General features: G+C 43.1%; 22 protein-coding genes, 2 tRNA genes and 1 pseudogene. 15 read left to right on the top strand and 10 right to left on the bottom strand.

The window, feature by feature from the left end:
- Positions 1–2 precede the first annotated feature (2 nt).
- Entirely contained in the window at positions 3–950 is a 948-nt protein-coding gene (locus ACRQ5D_RS29155; RefSeq protein WP_091162512.1) for a hypothetical protein, read from the top strand.
- 332 nt (positions 951–1,282) lie between these two features.
- Here the strand turns inward: ACRQ5D_RS29155 and ACRQ5D_RS29160 are convergent, their stop codons facing one another.
- From ACRQ5D_RS29160 to ACRQ5D_RS29175, 4 genes and pseudogenes are all read right to left on the bottom strand, one after another.
- Complete coding sequence (locus ACRQ5D_RS29160) at positions 1,283–1,807, bottom strand: hypothetical protein (protein WP_432327462.1); 525 nt, start codon at positions 1,805–1,807, stop codon at positions 1,283–1,285.
- A 76-nt stretch (positions 1,808–1,883) separates the two neighbouring features.
- Positions 1,884–2,444, bottom strand: a complete 561-nt coding sequence (locus tag ACRQ5D_RS29165; protein WP_432327463.1) for a molybdopterin cofactor-binding domain-containing protein — start codon at positions 2,442–2,444, stop codon at positions 1,884–1,886.
- A 90-nt stretch (positions 2,445–2,534) separates the two neighbouring features.
- Positions 2,535–3,952, bottom strand: a pseudogene (locus ACRQ5D_RS29170) (molybdopterin cofactor-binding domain-containing protein).
- The gene (locus ACRQ5D_RS29175; RefSeq protein ID WP_091162506.1) at positions 3,949–4,419 is read right to left on the bottom strand and encodes a (2Fe-2S)-binding protein; all 471 of its coding nucleotides are present in this window, start codon (positions 4,417–4,419) and stop codon (positions 3,949–3,951) included. Before ACRQ5D_RS29175 ends, ACRQ5D_RS29170 begins: the two are co-directional and overlap by 4 nt.
- 410 nt (positions 4,420–4,829) lie before the next feature.
- Here ACRQ5D_RS29175 and ACRQ5D_RS29180 point away from each other — a divergent pair, with 410 nt between their 5' ends.
- From ACRQ5D_RS29180 to ACRQ5D_RS29205, 6 genes are all read left to right on the top strand, one after another.
- Positions 4,830–6,089, top strand: a complete 1,260-nt coding sequence (locus tag ACRQ5D_RS29180; RefSeq protein ID WP_432327465.1) for a PQQ-dependent sugar dehydrogenase — start codon at positions 4,830–4,832, stop codon at positions 6,087–6,089.
- A gap of 167 nt (positions 6,090–6,256) precedes the next feature.
- Positions 6,257–7,135 carry a helix-turn-helix domain-containing protein gene (locus tag ACRQ5D_RS29185; RefSeq protein ID WP_091162504.1) on the top strand — a complete coding sequence of 293 codons (879 nt, stop codon included), beginning with the start codon at positions 6,257–6,259 and terminating at the stop codon, positions 7,133–7,135.
- Between the two features lie 64 nt (positions 7,136–7,199).
- Positions 7,200–7,436 carry a hypothetical protein gene (locus tag ACRQ5D_RS29190; RefSeq protein WP_432327467.1) on the top strand — a complete coding sequence of 79 codons (237 nt, stop codon included), beginning with the start codon at positions 7,200–7,202 and terminating at the stop codon, positions 7,434–7,436.
- Positions 7,437–7,471: 35 nt separating this feature from the next.
- Positions 7,472–8,032 carry a DapH/DapD/GlmU-related protein gene (locus tag ACRQ5D_RS29195; protein WP_091162910.1) on the top strand — a complete coding sequence of 187 codons (561 nt, stop codon included), beginning with the start codon at positions 7,472–7,474 and terminating at the stop codon, positions 8,030–8,032.
- A 276-nt stretch (positions 8,033–8,308) separates the two neighbouring features.
- Positions 8,309–8,617, top strand: a complete 309-nt coding sequence (locus ACRQ5D_RS29200; protein WP_432327469.1) for a (R)-mandelonitrile lyase — start codon at positions 8,309–8,311, stop codon at positions 8,615–8,617.
- Between the two features lie 6 nt (positions 8,618–8,623).
- On the top strand, positions 8,624–8,791 hold the full coding sequence (locus ACRQ5D_RS29205) for a hypothetical protein (RefSeq protein ID WP_176844334.1): 168 nt from the start codon (positions 8,624–8,626) through the stop codon (positions 8,789–8,791).
- Between the two features lie 70 nt (positions 8,792–8,861).
- Here the strand turns inward: ACRQ5D_RS29205 and ACRQ5D_RS29210 are convergent, their stop codons facing one another.
- A complete protein-coding gene (locus ACRQ5D_RS29210; protein WP_431198587.1) occupies positions 8,862–9,767 on the bottom strand; it encodes a VOC family protein in 906 nt (301 codons plus the stop codon).
- 413 nt (positions 9,768–10,180) lie between these two features.
- Here ACRQ5D_RS29210 and ACRQ5D_RS29215 point away from each other — a divergent pair, with 413 nt between their 5' ends.
- Positions 10,181–10,444: a hypothetical protein gene (locus ACRQ5D_RS29215; RefSeq protein ID WP_091162495.1), complete on the top strand. Its 264-nt coding sequence runs from the start codon at positions 10,181–10,183 to the stop codon at positions 10,442–10,444.
- Between the two features lie 16 nt (positions 10,445–10,460).
- Here the strand turns inward: ACRQ5D_RS29215 and ACRQ5D_RS29220 are convergent, their stop codons facing one another.
- The 4 genes from ACRQ5D_RS29220 to ACRQ5D_RS29235 form a co-directional block, all read right to left on the bottom strand.
- Positions 10,461–10,655, bottom strand: coding sequence for a hypothetical protein (locus ACRQ5D_RS29220; RefSeq protein WP_091162486.1), 195 nt, complete (start codon positions 10,653–10,655; stop codon positions 10,461–10,463).
- 211 nt (positions 10,656–10,866) lie between these two features.
- Complete coding sequence (locus ACRQ5D_RS29225; protein WP_091162485.1) at positions 10,867–11,739, bottom strand: alpha/beta fold hydrolase; 873 nt, start codon at positions 11,737–11,739, stop codon at positions 10,867–10,869.
- Between the two features lie 239 nt (positions 11,740–11,978).
- Positions 11,979–12,052 (bottom strand) — tRNA-Pro (locus ACRQ5D_RS29230).
- 95 nt (positions 12,053–12,147) lie between these two features.
- Positions 12,148–12,221, bottom strand: a tRNA-Pro gene (locus ACRQ5D_RS29235).
- Between the two features lie 225 nt (positions 12,222–12,446).
- On the opposite strand from ACRQ5D_RS29235, the gene ACRQ5D_RS29240 reads away from it, so the two are divergent.
- The 5 genes from ACRQ5D_RS29240 (at position 12,447) to ACRQ5D_RS29260 (ending at position 15,155) form a co-directional block, all read left to right on the top strand.
- Positions 12,447–13,649 carry an NAD(P)/FAD-dependent oxidoreductase gene (locus ACRQ5D_RS29240; RefSeq protein WP_091162483.1) on the top strand — a complete coding sequence of 401 codons (1,203 nt, stop codon included), beginning with the start codon at positions 12,447–12,449 and terminating at the stop codon, positions 13,647–13,649.
- Positions 13,650–13,828: 179 nt separating this feature from the next.
- Positions 13,829–14,125 (top strand): helix-turn-helix domain-containing protein, encoded by a 297-nt coding sequence (locus ACRQ5D_RS29245; RefSeq protein WP_432327472.1) that lies wholly within the window; start codon positions 13,829–13,831, stop codon positions 14,123–14,125.
- A 49-nt stretch (positions 14,126–14,174) separates the two neighbouring features.
- Positions 14,175–14,468: a VOC family protein gene (locus ACRQ5D_RS29250; protein ID WP_256337314.1), complete on the top strand. Its 294-nt coding sequence runs from the start codon at positions 14,175–14,177 to the stop codon at positions 14,466–14,468.
- A gap of 226 nt (positions 14,469–14,694) precedes the next feature.
- The gene (locus ACRQ5D_RS29255) at positions 14,695–14,856 is read left to right on the top strand and encodes a hypothetical protein (RefSeq protein WP_431198589.1); all 162 of its coding nucleotides are present in this window, start codon (positions 14,695–14,697) and stop codon (positions 14,854–14,856) included.
- Positions 14,857–14,948: 92 nt separating this feature from the next.
- A complete protein-coding gene (locus ACRQ5D_RS29260; RefSeq protein WP_431198590.1) occupies positions 14,949–15,155 on the top strand; it encodes a hypothetical protein in 207 nt (68 codons plus the stop codon).
- Positions 15,156–15,202: 47 nt separating this feature from the next.
- Here the strand turns inward: ACRQ5D_RS29260 and ACRQ5D_RS29265 are convergent, their stop codons facing one another.
- Positions 15,203–16,615, bottom strand: a complete 1,413-nt coding sequence (locus tag ACRQ5D_RS29265; RefSeq protein WP_431198591.1) for an MFS transporter — start codon at positions 16,613–16,615, stop codon at positions 15,203–15,205.
- A 125-nt stretch (positions 16,616–16,740) separates the two neighbouring features.
- Here ACRQ5D_RS29265 and ACRQ5D_RS29270 point away from each other — a divergent pair, with 125 nt between their 5' ends.
- Both ACRQ5D_RS29270 and ACRQ5D_RS29275 read left to right on the top strand, forming a co-directional pair.
- Complete coding sequence (locus ACRQ5D_RS29270) at positions 16,741–17,229, top strand: Lrp/AsnC family transcriptional regulator (RefSeq protein ID WP_091162477.1); 489 nt, start codon at positions 16,741–16,743, stop codon at positions 17,227–17,229.
- A gap of 216 nt (positions 17,230–17,445) precedes the next feature.
- Positions 17,446–18,498, top strand: coding sequence for a hypothetical protein (locus ACRQ5D_RS29275; protein WP_432327475.1), 1,053 nt, complete (start codon positions 17,446–17,448; stop codon positions 18,496–18,498).
- The last annotated feature ends 128 nt before the right edge of the window (positions 18,499–18,626 follow it).

The following is an 18,626-nucleotide window of genomic DNA, read 5'->3' on the forward strand; positions in this document are numbered from 1 at the left end:
CAATGCACCGCTTTTTAATTAAAACCATATCATTTGTTTTAGTGAGCTGCCTGCTCATATTGGCTATTGCCCTGATTCCGGGTTATATGGTAAATAAATTTTCAAAGTTTAGGGTAAAGAAAGACAATACTATTGCACTTTTTGGTCATTCACATTCAGAATGTGCCTACAATGATACCCTGATACCCAAACTAACCAATCTGTCGCACTCTGCCGAATCTTACTTTTACACCTTTCAAAAAGTTAAAAAATACCTGTCGCAAAACCCTCAGATAACCACCGTACTTATAGAATTTTCAAATAACCAGATTGACACAAAGATGGATGACTGGACATGGGGATATACCTACATGTCAAACATGTTTCCGCAATATGCCTCTTTTATGAGCCCGGCCGATTTTGAATTGCTGGCTAAGCACAATTCAAAATATTTTATGAATTGTGTAGGCATAGCTGCACGTACCAATTTTATTAAAGCGCTTTCATTTAATTACGATTATACAGGAAAAACAGGAGGATATTTTAAAATAGAAGGTTCCAGGCTTTTACCTTCAAATAATCCGGCGGGCAAAAATATTAAAACAGCATCAAATAAAAGTGTAATCTCAACAACCAATATTCAATATCTAAGAAAAATAATAGATTATTGCAATGGAATGCATAAAAGTGTCTTCCTTATCAGGAGCCCGCAACATCCTTTGTATGAGTACAGAAATAATGAGGCCGAATTTTCGCTGATCCGTGAGCGTTACTTTAACGATATAAAATTCCTGGACTTCAATAACTTTCCGCTAAAAAATGATGACTTTGCCGATTTTGGGCATTTGAATTTCAAAGGAGCTTTAAAGTTTTCAGCTTACATCAATCAGCGCATTATAAACGGGATGCTTAATACCGTTAATACCGCATCCCTAAGTCAGCTTGATAATAAAACGGTCAGTGGCAATTAATAATAACAAACAACTAACTAACAGCGCCTGGTACAAAATGTATCGGGCTTTTTTTGTCTTATAAATAGCTATCCGACGAACTATTGCAGGAGGTTGCCGGCAATTTTAATAGCAGGTTAATAATAAAACGCCGATCAGGGACGCGCTTTATTATTAACTAAACTGCATTTAAATAATGCAACATTATAAATCAATAACTTAGATAGCCATGATATTAAAAACCCCGCTTCTGTCCATCCTTAGTAATCCCGGCTTTGCCGCACTTTATTTAGCCGGGGCATACGCGCCGGTTTTTAACCAGGTAAGCCAGGCTTTCTTAAATGCTGCGTGGCTCATTGGTGGAAGTTTACGGCCCTCCCCGGTTTCCAGGCCCAAAGCACCAGTCCATCATCTGCATGTGCAATGAGCTTCTGCATGTCCTTATGCCCGTTTTGCTTCGGATCTATGATTTGTTTTGCCAATTGGCGGGGTGTCCTCCCCTGGAAAACCATTTTCATATCGGCCGGTGGGAGATGCCAATTGGGATTACCCGGGGGCGTGTGCAAGCCCGGAGTATTTGTTGGCTGATGGCAATTGGCGCATTTCATGGCATAAACACCCTTACCATCCACCCCTCTTTTGGGAAACATGGTGTGCAAGTGATTATCGTCGCCCTGCAGTGGTATATTACCTGATGGATGACAATTCATACAGCGGGCACTCATCAATACAGTGTAAACTTGTTTAAAAGCTGCAACAGAAGCCACACTATCTTTAGGTAGTGCCGCATAATTAAATGTTGAATTTTCCTCTTTGAACGATAATATGACCGCGCTTGACATAAACAAAACGATCATGGTGATTATTAGTTTTTTCATGCCTGTTTTTCGAGTCGGTTGTTAACGATAGGTAAATTGTAAATCCGTTTTCCGGTTGCTGCAAAAATTGCATTAGTTACAGCCGGTGCTGTTGGCGGAACTGCACATTCTCCGGCACCCCCATTTTTTCCTTGCTATCCACAATGTAAACATTGATCCGCGGTGCTTCATACATCCGGGTGATCCGGTAATCATAAAAATTATTTTGTTGTAATTCTCCATTAACGAACGTCAGCTCGCCGTACATTGCCATCGAGATACTGAAAATGATCCCGCTTTCCATTTGGGCTTTTACACCGTCGGGGTTCACGGCCAGGCCGCACTCAATTGCACAATCTACCTGATGTACCTTCGTAACTCCTTTTTCAACGCTTACTTCGGCTATAATCGCCACAACGCTGCCAAAAGCCTCGTGTACCGCAATGCCTTTAAACCGCCCTGGAGCCAGTGTTCGGTTCCAATTGCCTTTTTCAGCCACAAGATTAAGTGCAGCCAGGTGCCTCGAGTGATTTTTAAATAACCCGCGGCGGTACTCCACAGGGTCGATACCTGCATCGTGGGCAAGCTGGTCTATAAGCGTTTCCATTACAAATGCAGTGTGCGTCCCACCTACAGACCGGTACCACAAAACAGGCACTACTTCTTTAGTGGTGTGAAGGCCGACAAAATGATTTGGTATTCTCGTCCAGGTATGGTGATCCTTTTACTCCTTCCACCGTTGTATCATCTATTGCCGGAGGCGGACCAAAAGCACTGCCGCATCCGCCATAATTGACTGACCTGCAATATTATGGTTCCACACAATGGGAAGACCGTCCTTATCAACACCAATCTTTACATTATGGACATAAAAAGGCCGGTAAAAGCCGCTCTTCATATCATCTTCCCGTGTCCATACCATTTTTACCGGCCTACCGCTTGCTTTCGCAATATGAACCGCCTCCGAAACAAAATCGCAGGCAGGTGTAGCACGCCTGCCAAAGCCTCCCCAAGGAATGGTATATTTACTTTTACCTGCTCCGGCTTAAATCCAAGAATTTTTGCTGCGGCAGCTTGTTCTCCTCCTGGCAACTGTGTGCCTGTCCATATCTCGCAGCTATCATTTTCAATTTTTACTGTGCAATTCAGTGGCTCCATAGGTGCGTGGGCCAGGTAAGGAAAAACATATTCTGCCGAAATGGTTTTTACCGCTTTTGTAAACGCTGCTTTAACATCACCTTTTTCCTGAACCAGGAGGCCATCCGATGCAGCCAGTTTTCGGTAAGCCGCAGTTTGGATACCGGTATTTAACTGCACGCCGGCGCCGTGAGCCCAGGTTATCTGTAAGGCCTTCCGTCCCTGTTGGGCGGCCCAGAAGTGGTCGGCAATGACAGCCACACCCGTCGGAATTTGTACAACCTCCCTTACGCCGGGAACTGCTTTCGCCTTACCGGCATCAAACGATTTAACTTTACCACCAAAAACAGGTGCGTGGGCAACAACTGCGGTAAGCAATCCGGGAAACTGGATATCTAAGCCAAATTTTGCAGTACCATCAGTCTTTACTCGGGCATCCATCCGTTTGCTTCCTTTGCCGATGTATTTCCAGTCGGCGGGTGAACGCAGCGGAACCTTTGCAGGTACAGGTAACTTTGCGGCATCGTTAGCTAACTCTCCATAAGTGTATCTTTTGCTCCCGGCAATAACAAACCCATCTTCCGTTTTGCAGCTTTCAACAGCAATCCCCGAACGGGTAGCGGCTGTTTGAAGCAAGAGCGTCCGCGCGGTTGCGCCGGCATTACGATACCTGTCAAACTCAGACCAGGTGGTACTTGACCCGCCGGTAATTTGGGCACCGTAAATAACATGGTTAAACGCCTTATCGGCACCGCCATGTTTAATATTGATTTTTTTCAGATCCACATCAAGCTCATCCGCGATAAGCATGGGCAGTGTAGTCCAGATCCCCTGCCCCATTTCCACATGGCTCAGGTATACCGAAATGCTGTTGTCTGTACCTATATTTAAAAATGCATTAGGGGCAAACACATTTAAATCAGCCGTATCTGCAAGGGCAGCAAGCTTATTTGCCTTTAGAATAGTAAATGAGATGAGCAAGCCACCGCTCAATAATGCACCTGATTGTATAAAGTTACGCCTGTTCATGATTTTGCTCCTTCCCGCTGCAGTTCTGCAGCTTTGTGTATAGCCAACCGGATGCGGGGATAAGTACCGCAACGGCAAATATTACCTGACATCGCATCGTCAATATCCTGATCTGTTGGGTTGGGATTTTCCCGCAGCAAAACAGCTGCAGACATGAGTTGACCCGACTGGCAATAACCACATTGCGGAACATCGAGTTCGGCCCAGGCAATTTGCAAAGCGTGGTCATTTAATTTAGACAGTCCTTCAATTGTAGTGACCTGCTGCCCTGCCGCACGGCTCACTTTTGTTACGCATGACCGTACAGCTTCGCCGTTCAGGTGTACAGTACATGCTCCGCACTGCGCCACGCCACAACCGAATTTGGTGCCGGTAAGACCTAAAAGGTCACGAATAACCCACAGTAAAGGCATGTCCGGGTCAGCGGCAACCTCCAGCTGTTTCCCATTGATTGTTATCGCTATCATATTGAAGAGTTTAAGTTAGGCTTGAGATCGGGAATTAATAATTAAATTTAAATATTTCTACCAGGAATACCAGTGTAAATAAAATAGTTATTTTTCTTTAAATCTATTGCAGGTTAAATCTGGCGCCAGGGTGAACCGATCCGGCCGTTTCTCAATTCAATGTTCTATATTCCTGACGTGCTTGGCCGCTTACCTTTTTAAATGCCGGTGTAAAATACCGCGGGCACTTAAATTCTAAGCTGTAGACACTAACCAGCCAATTTCATATCGGCCAGGGGAGATATCTCAAACATCGCAGCGCTCTTTATATGTACTGATAATAAATCATTGTCCTTGGGCTCTGTTACAACCTGATGGCCGTTTAATATCATCGGAGCAGGCAGATTTATTTGTTCAACACATTTTAACATTTGCCGGCATATTATTTATCTTCACAACAAATACATATTACCCATGTCAAAAACAATCAAACCCTTGTTAGTTACCTGTGCAATTGCTTCACTTTGCTCTTTTTTGATATTACGCAGGCTGTTGCCCAGTCACTGCCGCCCGTTGAAACGCAATCACCAACGGCCGACTACAAGCCTGCTTTTCCGGGTCAGACAAGGGCCCCTGGCGCACAAACTAAAACCAAACTCAGTGTAAACGTCATCAATCATGAGCTGAAGCAACCCTTTGCTTTACGCTGTATGCCCGACGGGCGCTTTTTAATTACAGAAAAAGGCGGTACCATGCGGATATTAAAGGCTGATGGCGGTTTAGACAAGAACATTCAAGGTTTACCGGCAGTAGCGGTGGGTGGCCAGGGCGGTTTGTTAGATGTTAATTTTGATGCTTCTTTTGTAAAAGACCGGATGTTATTTTGGTCATACTCCGAAAAAGTTCCTGAGGGATTCCAGTTGGCTGTCGCCACTGGTGTACTTTCGTCCGATTACAGCAGGCTCGAAAACGTAAAGGTGATCTATCATGCTAAACCCGCCTATAACGGTCACCTGCAATTCGGCTCACGAATCGTTTTCGATAAACAGGGTAACCTGTTTGTAAGCACAGGCGAACATGGGGATGATGAAATGCGCGTCAAGGCCCAGGACCTGAATACCGCAATCGGAAAAGTATTGCACATAACCCGTGACGGGAAACCGGTACCCGATGGACCATTTGCGCAAAAAGCCGGCGCTTTGCCCGAAATTTACGCTTATGGCTTAAGAAACCCTGAAGGCATGACGATGAACCCAAATACCGGCGAATTATGGGAATCGGAATTCGGTCCGCGCGGAGGTGACGAAATTAACATTATCCGGCCGGGAAAGAACTATGGATGGCCGGTTATTACTTATGGTATCGAATACAGGGGTGTAAAAGTTGGCGATGGCATACAGCAAAAAGAAGGCATGGCCCAACCCATCTATTACTGGAACCCAAGTATTTCACCCTGCGGCATAACCTTTTATACAGGCAACCTGATTCCCGAATGGAAAGGAAATCTATTTGTAGGCGCCTTAGGTGGATCACATATCATCAGGCTTATTATCAAAGACAATAAGATTGTAGCGGAAGAACGCCTGCTGAAAGACAAGGGCGAACGCTGGCGTTCTCTTGTTACCGGCAAAGACGGCGCATTATACGGTGTTACGGACAATGGCAATCTTTACAAAATAAGTAAGCTTTAATGTGAAAAGTTATATGGGAGAGTAATTTTTGCTTAAATCGATCAGCGCTGCTTAATATAGCGGAACCGCCTGTTTGCAATTCGGGAACAGGATATACTATTACATCAAAGGTCAGCGCTTGTCCTTTTAATTGGAAATTGAAAGTTTGAGTTTCATAACTTTACATCATGGACAATAAAATAGCGCGATCGGTTTCTCCCTTTAACAATGAACTCAGGTTAAAAGGCTTCAATGTTTTCCAGATAGAAGAAGACGATCAGGCTGTCCGGTTTTACAGTAGAAAAGACTTTTACAAAATTTGCTTAACAACAGGCAAAAGCAAGATTCACTATGCCGACCGCAGCTTTGAAGTGGAGGGCACTGTTTTGTTTTTTGGCAATCCGCATATTCCATATTCCTGGGAAACTATATCAACCACTTATGTGGGTTATACCTGTCTCTTTTCCGAAGAATTTCTGTGCGTTTCAGAACGTACCGATATGCTGCAGCAATCACCCTTTTTCAAGATCGGCGGCACACCGGTATTAAAGATCACCGAACAGCAAAGAGCGTCTCTGAACATCCTCTTTCAGAAGATGATAGATGAGCAAAACAGTAGTTACGTATATAAAGACGACCTGATACGTAGTTACATCAACCTGATCATGCATGAAGCGATGAAAATGCAGCCCTCTGAAAATTTTGATCAGCATAAAAACGCTGCCTACCGGGTAGCTGCTGTATTTATGGAATTGCTTGAAAGACAATTTCCTGTAGAAAGCCCAAATAAGCCGTTGCAGTTGAAGACGGCCCAGGACTACGCCCAAAACCTCGCCCTTCACGTAAATTACCTCAACCGTATGGTAAAGGAAGTTACCGGCAGGCCAACATCTGCGCACATTGCAGAGCGGATTATTAGCGAAGCAAAAGCACTGTTACAACATACTGACTGGAACATAGCCGACATTGCTTATGCACTTGGCTTTGAATATCCCAGCTACTTCAACAATTATTTTAAACGTATGACGGGCACCAATCCAAGCTCGCTTCGCACCATGGAAGTTTGATTTTCATAAGCATTGGTTTGATTTTCTTAAACAACAAAGTTGGCAACAGCACTAACTTTGCAAAATGAAAAACATCGGCAGATACAAAACTTCCATCATACTGCAGCTGATGATTTTAGGTGCAGGTAGTCTGTTTTCACTAAGTGCCACGACGCAAAAATTTCTACACAAAGGTGATGTGGTCACCATTTCTGTCGGGCATCTTACACTGGCATGGTACTACGTTCCAAAACAGCTTTACGCAAATAGCAATCAATTTCAATATAGAAAAAGGCATTGCGATATGGCTACATATTTCTGATAATGAATACAATAGCGTTAAATAAAAACATTATTATGAAAGATATTTTCGAACGGTTGAAAGCAGGGGAATTTGTTCCGCTTACTGACCCGGAATTTCACAAGGTAAATGATGTGGTGGCCCGCACTCTGGCGTTGTCGCCTGCACTCAATGCAGCTACCACCGTTGAGCAGCTCCGCGAACAGCTTAGCAACATTATTGGCGCAACAATAGACAAAAGCACCACTTTGTTCGCACCCTTCCATACCAACTTTGGCCGTTTCATTAGTATTGGCAAGCATGTGTTTATTAATCATGCCTGCTCGTTTCTTGACATGGGCGGTATTACGCTGGAAGATCACGTGCTCCTCGGCCCTAAGGTAAACCTGATCACTGAAAATCATCCACTCGACCCGGTTAACCGGCGGGGTATGATTTGCAAACCTATCGTTATCAAGCGCAACGCATGGGTTGGCGCGGGTGCCACTATATTGCCGGGTGTAACCATTGGAGAGAATGCAGTTGTTGCCGCTGGTGCGGTTGTTATCAAGGACGTACCGGCAAATACTGTTGTCGGGGGTATTCCTGCAAAAATTTTAAAAACCATTGAACCATAAAGAATAACGGTGCAGCGGCATATCGGAAACTTAAAAAGTTAATTCCTATACAGACAATAACATTTACTCACAAATACAGGTTATTAAGGCAGAATAAGTTAATGAAGCCAGGAAAATACAATGGCTGAAAAAGCACGCTATCGTTATGTCACTGATGTCAAAACCATATAAACTCTCTCAATCTATTTATTATGGAAATAATTAAAAACGGTGCGCAAGCATCAGTAAAAGGTCCGGAAGCCTGGTTTACCGGCGCCGTGCGTATAGATCCCCTGTTTGCAAAAAGAAGCTACCAAAGGCGCGGGTGCGTTGGTCACCTTTGAGCCCGGCGCCAGAACAGCCTGGCACACCCACCCGGCAGGTCAAACACTTATTGTTATTTCCGGTCTCGGCCGGGTACAACGCGAAGGTGGGCCAATCGAAGATATAGGGCCGGGTGATGTAGTTTGGTTTGAACCAAACGAGAAACACTGGCATGGTGCATCGCCGGGTAAAGCTTTGAGTCATATAGCCATTCAGGAAGCCGTTAACGGCGAGGTGGTTACCTGGCTGGAGAAAGTAAGTGATGATCAATATTCAAAATAAACGATTATGAAAACAACAACAGTAAAAGCATACGGTACTGAAGCTGCAGATGCGCCGATTTATGATTCCAATCTTAAGTCAGCCGGCATCCTGCCGACCGATTCAGTAGAGAAAGCCGGTTATGGCAACTTTGTACATTGGATGGATCCTGAAGGCAATAAAATTGAACTATAGGAACCTAATGCTGCGGAATATGCCAAGTCCGGGAAGTTAACAGCTAATAGCAGCATCACGCCGATACCGGTCACAGGCCATCAGAAGCCCGCTGCAGGGCTGCGACGTCAACTTTCTTCATCGTCATAAAAGCCTGCGTAATGCGTGCAATTTGTTCGGGGCTGCCGTTTTTCAGTGTTTTTAACATAACTGTTGATGCAACCTGCCAGGACACGCCATATTTGTCCTTCAGCCAACCGCATTGGCCGGGTTTGCCATCAGCTGAAAGCGCCGACCAGTAATAATCAATCTCTTCCTGCGTTTCACAAGGAATCAATAGTGACACTGCATCGTTAAAACTAAAACCGTGCGGATGCGCGCTGTCCATCGCTGCCAGCCAGGTTTGGTCGATATGAAAATCGGCAAACATAAGCGTGCCGGCTTTATCAGGCCCCATATCCTCTGGACGTGGGGCTGTAATACCCCGTTTGCCTTCTTTAAATACAGAACAATAAAAGTCGATGGCTTCATTAGCTTTACCGGCCACCAAGTCCGTATACATCAGCGACGGAACAATCACTGGTCTTTCCTCACCTGCCGGATTGGTCAGTATCAGTTGCCATGACACGCCATATTTATCGCTTACCCAACCGTAACGCTCGCTGAAAGGATAGCGGTCGAGCGGCATCATTATCTTTCCGTTTTCTGACAGTTTGCTCCAAACTTCGTCAATACGCCCTGCGGCATCCGAGTCACGCGACGGATCAAAATTGATCATAAAAGAAATAGAGGGACTGATCTTTAATCCATCCCCGGCGCTGATGCCCAGGAATGGCTGGCCGGCAAAGGTAAATTCAACTATTTCGCACTCTCCGCCGGGCATTGGAAAATGATTAACATAGTTTAAAGCCGAATCGGGCATTAAGGTTGCATAAAACTCGGCAGCTTCCCGGGCTTTATCCTGGTCGAACCAGATGTGTGGTTTGATGGGTAACATGGGTAAATGATTTTAGTGGTGATATATAATAAAAAATTGTAAGCGTTAATTGTTTTTACAGGCAGCACCGCCGGTTAAGGCTTCACCTTGCAGCCTTTATCCGGACTAAGAACTCAAGACCCTAATCTGTTCTGATTTTTCTTATTAACTACCTCAAAACTAATTGGTTTTTCATGGACAGACAAGGTGCATTAGTGACATTTAAGCGGCATATTATGACATGAGTTCGTTCACCGTCGGTCTGCCAAACCAAATGAAAAGCCCTCTATTTTCATCAGGTATACTATATTGCACATTCGTTGAAAAACCATGAAAAAACCCGTGCCATTTGACTTCCTGCTCGATTACCTGCCGACAGGTATAATCATCAAGCCGGCGGTAGGCATGTTCTATATCTATTTCGAAAAAAGATTGTGCTGATCTTCCGAAAGGTTAGTAAAAATCCGCAGCATAACGGTATTTGGATCTCTACCACGCGGGAAAATCATGCCAGCCTCAAAAGGGAAATACCGGCCGTCACTGATTTTGTATTAGACGAGGGCTTTGATACAGCCTGGCTCCTGCTTAGTGACAGCCACGATGATTTTGAGAATTCGGCAATCCAGCTTTGCGAACTTGTTTCGCGCAGGGATAAAAGGATCGGTAAAGTAACCCCCAAAAGCGCAGCGATGTTTTAATAGCCTCCTGAACAATTTAATCGTTGTCAGCATCAGCTTCTTCGGGATGATCTTTAAAATATTCCCGTGCCTTTTTTAAACCTGTGGCTATGGCCAGGCCTTCATCCCCGCTTTCCTTCAAAATTTCATTAGCAATTTCTACGGCCTTTTCCCGCAATTTGGGAGGTTGATTTTTGTAAGATGGCGGGTAGTCTCCGTTATACCAGGGCATGCTTCCTCCTTTTTAGGCAACAACAATTATAATGAAGATTTGATTGAAAAGAGTGTTGATTGAGCGACAAGAAGTTCAAAGCATTTCTTCAAAAGATCATTTGACCTACTCTTTCAAATACTTGCGAAGCCAATATCCTTATTAGAGAAGCTGCCTGATCAAAAAGCTAAATTCTGATAACGTTTTTCTGTTAGCATGCATTTGCATCAGCTTACTTTAAAAAATTGCTTAAGTAGGTCAACAGTGTTGTTGTCTGCATCATCAGGCTTACATGTCCTTGCGAAGGGACAATGGCCAATTGCGATTTTGGCATTGGCGCTAAATCAGCAGAAACGCCGCCTCCCAATAATTTATATGTTTTTGCCAATTCAAATTTGTCCAACCCGTCGTTGTCACCTGCTATGATCAATGCCGGCGCAGAAATTTTCGAAATATTTACATCACCAAAGTCGAACGGCTCCCGCGCGAAAGCGATCATCTGCCCTATAAACTTTGACCATTTTGTTTTATCTGGGGCTATTGCATCGTATGCGGCTTTCATAAGAGTATTCATAAAAAGTTCGGGCTTCCAGGATTTAAATGCATTGGTTATTTCAGGCAGCCAGCCGCTACTTTTATAAGTAGAAGAAATGATCACTAATTTTTTTAACCGTTTAGGGGCTTGTATAGCAAACTTGTAAGCCACAGAGCCACCCATACTATATCCTGCTACGTCGGCACTGTCAATTTTCAGGTAATCCATCACTCCTTCTACATCATGCGCTAAGGTAGCATATGATAACTTTCTATCCGAAAACGGTGTATGTCCGTGTCCCTGTAATTCAATAGCAATTACTTTCCTGTTTTTTGATAGTTCAGGGATCAATTCGGCCCAGTTTCCGTCAATTGTCATAAAAGCGCCATGCAGTAAAATGAGCGGTTTACCCTCGCCATATACCTCATAATAAACTTTGATACCGTTCACAGGCGCATAGCCACTGTTGGAAGGCTTTATTTGTTGTCCGTTTGATCGTGATGTTGCAAACATAATTACAATGAACAGTATTGATTTAAGAGCATCAAGTACATGGAGTAAATTTTTCATGGCGTTTAAGTTTGATTTTATTATCAATACAAAAATGGAACTCATTTCAGGGTTTGATAGCGTGCAAAAACGACTACTTAGGGGAGAATTGCGACAAAATATGCTTGTAAGCGAAGAAATGACTCTGGTTGCTCACCATTAAAGAAGATCAAGCATGGAAGCAAATAAACATGAATCTGTAAAAAGAAAACCCTCTAAAATTTCAATTTAGAGGGTTTTGATACTTGGTATCGCTTTTGTCGGGATGGCAGGATTCGAACCTGCGGCCTCCACATCCCAAATGTGGCGCGATACCGGGCTACGCTACATCCCGCTTTGGCTTTCGCCGGGTATTATGATTCCACCAATCAGAAAAGAAAACCCTCTAAAATTCAATTTAGAGGGTTTTGATACTTAGTATCGCTTTAGTCGGGATGGCAGGATTCGAACCTGCGGCCTCCACATCCCAAATGTGGCGCGATACCGGGCTACGCTACATCCCGTCTCCCTGATTGGGTGTGCAAAAGTATGATTTTAAATTAAGTTGCAAAATTTTTTTTGAAAGATTTTGCAAGCCTGCCTATAATCTGCTCATTAACAAAATATTGCCTTAAATTAAATTCTTTATGGTTTCTCACAATATCGAACAATCTTGCTATTACACTTGATTTCTCTCCAAAAAACTTAAAAAAGGATTGCATGTTGTTATGCTATAGCAGTTCAAATCCATGAATTTATATGAACAACAGCCTTACTGGCTAATAAAAGATGGCATAGTTGCCTCCTACCCTTCTCTTCAAAAAGATTTGAAGCTGGATGTGGCCATTATTGGAGCCGGCATCAGCGCCGCTTTAACAGCCTGGCAGCTCCGCAACTCGGGTTTAAGTATAGCTGTTTTTGATAAGCGCCACGTTGGTATGGGCAGTACCGCGGCCAGCACTGCGTTCCTGCAATATGAAATTGATACGCCCCTTACATCTTTAAAAGATCTGGTTGGCGAAGCAAATGCCGTAACAAGCTATCAACTTTGCCGCAAAGCTATTTATGACATTGCTGATTTATGTAAATCGCTTAAACCTGGCTTTGATTTTAGCTTGAGGCCAAGTTTGCAGTATGCCAGCTTCAAAACACATACAAATTCACTAAATCAGGAATATAACTTCCGTAAAAAACATGGCTTTGAGGTACAATGGCTCGAAGCTGATGAAATTGAACAGAAATTTGGGTTTAAAGCTTCCGGGGCTATTTTCTCCACAGATGGCGGTGAGGTTGACGCATACTTGCTTACCCATGCTTTACTTACAAATTTTGGCAAAGCCGGTCATAAAATATACAGCAATACCGATATTAAAACCATTGAGCATCATAAACAAGGCATAACGCTGCAAACCGCCAACGGCTCAGTTATCAAAGCTAAAAAGCTGATTATTGCATGCGGTTACGAAAGTTTAAAATACATTCCTAAAAAAATAGCCGAAATAAACTCAACTTACGCACTGGTTTCTGAGCCTTTACCCGATGTACGTTTCTGGTATAAGAACAGTTTGATTTGGGAAACTGCCGTACCCTACATGTATTTTAGGGCCGTGGGCGAAAACCGAATCCTGATTGGAGGCCGCGATGACCAGTTTCATCATCCGCATATACCTCCTTCTGTTATTAAACGAAAGGCGGATATGCTACAGCAGGCTTTTCTCAAAAAAATGCCGCACATCCCATTAAAAGCTGATTTTAGCTGGGCCGGAGCTTTTGCAATCACTAAAGATGGCTTGCCTTATATTGGCTGCATCCCCGAAAGACCGGACACTTATTTTGCGCTTGGCTTTGGAGGTAATGGTATCACTTTTAGCGTAATTGCTGCCGAAATTCTCCATGATCTTATCATGGAGAGAAAGAACGAACATGTTCAATTGTTCGGTTTTAACAGGTAGCGCGTTTTCAAATAATAAAAGCCGATATTTATACCTGAAATGACCGATCAATTACCCAAAATATACCTTTACCGCAGGCTTGTACAGGCTAAGTTGTTCATTGATAAAACTATCATGAACCGATCGACCTGAACGATATTGCCGACGAAGCGTATTTTTCCAAATATCATTTCATCAGGTTGTTTAAGAACATCTATGGTAAAACACCGCATCAGTACCTCATCCAGGTGCGGGTTGAAAACGCCCGGCTGCAATTAAAAAAAGGCCTTCCCGTTGCCGATGTTTGTTATGCTGTAGGTTTTGGCAGTGTTACTTCATTTTTTGCTTTATTTAAAAAGATCACCTCCTGTTCTCCTGCCAACTACCAGCAAACAGAACTTAAACGGCAAGCGGAGATGCAGCAATCGCCTCTCAAATTTATACCCGGTTGCTTTGCCCGGAAAAAAGAATGGCTGCGAAATCGCAATTTTCAATAAGCCCGGTTCTTTTTTGATAACGACTTTTGGTTTATCAAACAACATTAACATGATAACCAAATTAAACCATGTAAGCGTATTTGTACTTGACCAGGACAGCGCTTATGATTTTTATGTAAACAAATTAGGCTTTACCGTAAATACAGATGCTGCCATGGGGCCGGGAATGCGCTGGCTCACTGTGTGTGCTCCCGGACAGCCCGAATTGGAAATATCACTCATGGCTGTAACGGAGGGAATGATGTTCGACGCACAGTCGGCACATCAAATGCGCGAATTGGTACAGCGCGGTACCTTTGGGTTCGGAGTTTTTGAATGCAACGACCTTATAGCTACTTACTAAGAGTTAAAAGCGAAAGGTGTTGAGTTTACTAAAGCCCCCACCAAAGAGTTTTACGGCTTTGAAGCTTTATTCAAAGACGACTCGGGTAATTGGTTTTCATTGGGTGAAAAGAAAAGATAAATGCCTGCACACGCAATGGCGCAAAACCACCCCAATTATGGCACAAACGACAAGGTGTAAATTTTGATTTTGCATGGAGATTTGTATAAATCATTTTCAAAACATCATGGAAAATCAAATAACCACCACCCTCCAAACCGATGCACGCATTAACTTACTGGCAGTATTTGAGGATACTGCCAGCAACCTTTATCAACCATTGCTTTATTCAATGAGCAACAAATTAATATTGTACCACCCCACGGCGGATGGACAGCCGGACAGATAGCGGAGCATGTTTTTAAATCAGCTTTACAACTTGTTCCGGTACTTAACAGTGCAGACAAAGCAGCAAAAAGAGATCCGGCCGAAAAAGTCAAAATGATAAAAGACCTGTTTCTTGATTTTGAGGCTAAATTCAAATCAGCATCAAACATATTGCCATCAGATGGGCCGCACAATAAATCTGAGCTTATCGAATTATTACAAACAGTTATCATCCAGGTTAAAGAAGTAATTAACTCCAAAGATCTTTATGCCATTAGTACTGACCTGGTAGTTCCTTTTTTGGTGAACTTACCCGGTTAGAATGGCTCTATCTTATTTGCTATCATACTCAGAAGCACATTCACCAGTTAAAAAACGTCGGGCAGCCTTTGTGATTCGTTTAATGATACCTGCATGTTCCTGGCTACCGAATTTACAACGTAAATAATGAGCCACAGCAAACCGATTAAAGCATACATACTAAGTATAACAAGCGATAAAGTGCTCACGGAAGCGCCTTCATCGCTTTTTTGCATAAAAAGTGTGAGTATAGATAAACCTACTCCGGCACCTAAAAAGTAAGCGGTAGTACCCAGGCTTGATGCCAACCCGTAGTGTTGTTTGGGGATGTTTTTTACAGCAAGAACAGACAAACTTGTAAAACAGATGGTCATACCTAAACCGGATATAAAAGCAGCAGATAACAGCAGTAAAGGGAGAGAGTAACCTGTAAATACCGCGCAAATTAAAACCAGTCCCCCGGTTAACATACAACACATACCCAACAATCCTGTTTGTTCGGTTGTTAACCGTTTCATGATGCCGGGTAGCATAAACTTAGCCACAATAGCTGATAAAAAACTAAAAGGTACCAGTAACAAGCCCGACCGTGCTGCGGTGTAATGCATATCTTTTTGCAATAATTGAGATATAATGAAAAGGTAACCGGTAAAAAACGCGCCTAATAAAATGAATACGCCATTTGCGGTAATAACTGATGATGCTTTAAAAACCGAAAGATCTATCAGCGGATTTGCACATCGGGTTAAACGAACATATAACAGCCTCATGCAAACAACCACGCCTATGGCACAAATTATAATAAAAGTATATTGTTGTTTGATATCCGCAAGCTGGTGTACACCGTAACTAAGCATCAGCAAACCCATCACCAATAAAATGCCCGAAAACAGATCGGGAGACGACTGCCTTTGTTCAGGAGCGTCATTAGCCAGGCACAGCCAGCCTATAACAATAATAAAAACCAGTATTGGCACATTAATCAAAAACACCCAATGCCAGCCTAAGTAAGTGCTGATGATTCCGCCGATGGAAAGGCCGCTTCCTGAACCAACCGCCGCGAATGAGCTAAAGATTCCGATAGCCTTGCTCCGCTCACGTTCTTCGGTAAAAGTATGCGTTACGATGGAAAGTGCCGATGGCATGATCAACGCTGCAGCCAAGCCTTGTACGGCTCTCGATAAACTAAGAAACACAAAAGTACCTGATAAGCCGGCACCTAATGAAGTTGCCAGGAATAATACCGCACCGGTAATAAAGACCTTCTTTGGTCCGGCAACATCAGACAGCTTTCCTCCTATAATCAGGAAACCGCCGTACAATAGCACATAGAGCGTTTGAAGCCATTGAACCTGGTCGTTAGTGACCACAAACTGCTTTTGTATTGCCGGAATGGTGAGGTTAATGATGGCGATGTCAAGCGCTTCGACAAATATGGCCATAGAGGATATGATCAGGACCTTGTTCTTTTTTAGTGCCATAATTTTGATTTTTGTCCTTTCAAAACTATGCTAATAGAAATTAACAATATTATTTATTATAATTTTGGAACATAATTAAAAATTCAAGCACTAAAAAAGAACAAACGCCCAATTAACACACCGTTATGGCCCCACAAACAGAACAAGAAAAAGCCGGCATCCATCTTGATGAAAAAGATTACGAAATATTACGGCTGGTTGAACGGAATGCCAAGCTTACCGTGCGGGAAATTGCCGTTAAAATCAACCTAAGCCCTACGCCCGCACATGAACGCATTAAACGCCTCGAAAAAGCGGGGGTTATTAAAAGCTATACCGCCATTTTAGATAAGCGGATGCTGAACAAACGTATCATGGTGATTTGCATGGTAACCCTGCGCGAACATAGCCGCAAAGCAGGTGCCGATTTTATTAACGCTGTACTGGAATTTGACGAAGTGATAGAATGCTATAACATATCGGGCGATTTTGATTTTATGCTCAAAATTGTCTCTGAAAGTATGGATAGTTACCATTCGTTTTTTGTAAATAAGCTAAGCGAAGTAAAGGGTATTGGCCACTCAAAAAGCACTTTTGTAATGGATATTATCAAAGAAACCAATCATTTGCTTTAACTTACACAATAGCAGTGTTCTCCGTCCGTTTATATGTCCGGATAATTAATCGGTTCAACACCCCGTTTTATCGATTCATTAACCCGGTATATCAAATTGTTATCTTAATTTTAAGCTCAACTAAAACGGCACTTTTATCGTAATTATTACCAACCGGGTTTATATACAGACATATATGACTGCAAAACATTTACTTTTTACTTCCAAAATTATTGGTTGTTTATTAATAACGGTTGCCTTTTTTCCTGTAAAAAAGATAAAACCGTAGCGCCTCAAACACAAGTTAGTCCTGTTACGCTTGGTTTATATGAATACGCCAGCGGGGTAAACAAACGGATCTTTTTACCCATTACGCTGGTAGGCACAAAAGCAGTGACTTATTATACCGTGTTTGATACAGGTTCATCAGGGATGACACTTGATGCCGCAGGTATCCTGCCTGCATCAATGATCACCTCGTCAGGCATCCAGTTTACCGGGGATTCGGTGGTTGTGAACGGCATTACGGTTACTAATACCAAGGGCACGATAAGCTTTGGCGACCAGTTAAGCTCTACGAAAGAATACGGCAATTTAGCCTACGCTAATATCACCATCGGCGACGCTCAGGGCAACCTTACGTTAAAAAGGGTGCCATTTTTTTTATACTACAAAATAGTTGATGAAACTGGTGCGCAATTATCGGCCCATGCCAGCGATGTTTTTGGTGTTGGCCCCGGCACAAGTTATGTAACCAGCCTGATTCAAAGCCCGTTAAGATCCTTTAGCACCGGCACAGGTCTTACAAGCGGATTTAAGCTGGCCACGTTAAATAAAAGCTTATTTTCTACCAGTGGAACTTATGTAAGCAATCTGTTAACTATCGGCTTAAGCAACAGCGATCTTTCATCAACTGGATTCATTATGCACCCGCTTTCTTATTCAAACAGCGGCGGATACTCGCCTAATATCCCCGCAACTATTACTTACAGTGGAAAGACCATCTCCGGACAGATTTTGTTTGATACCGGAACCCCATCAACTACTGTAATTGAAGACAGGCTGGCAACCAATTCAGTAGGCAGCCTTCCCGCAAATTCGACCGTAACCATAACTACCAACAAGGGCTTTGTTTATACTTATACAACATCAAGCACGGGAAACCTAACAGAAGTGCAAAACCCCAATAATACGGGTGATTACCGTACCATTTTCAGTCTCGATTTTTTCATCAGTAATGAATACCTAACCGATTATGGCAACCACCAGATCGGGTTAAAAAACAACTAAATATTAATACTTTAAAGGCGATAACATTATTTTCAAAAACCCGGCTCATAATTTCTGCTCCTTTTTTATCCCCTGCCACGAGATGACTTTTTCAATGCGCTACAAATTTACAGCGGCGCTTTTTAAAT

The organism is Mucilaginibacter sp. P25, assembly GCF_050859465.1.
Classification (GTDB): Bacteria; Bacteroidota; Bacteroidia; order Sphingobacteriales; family Sphingobacteriaceae; genus Mucilaginibacter; species Mucilaginibacter gossypii.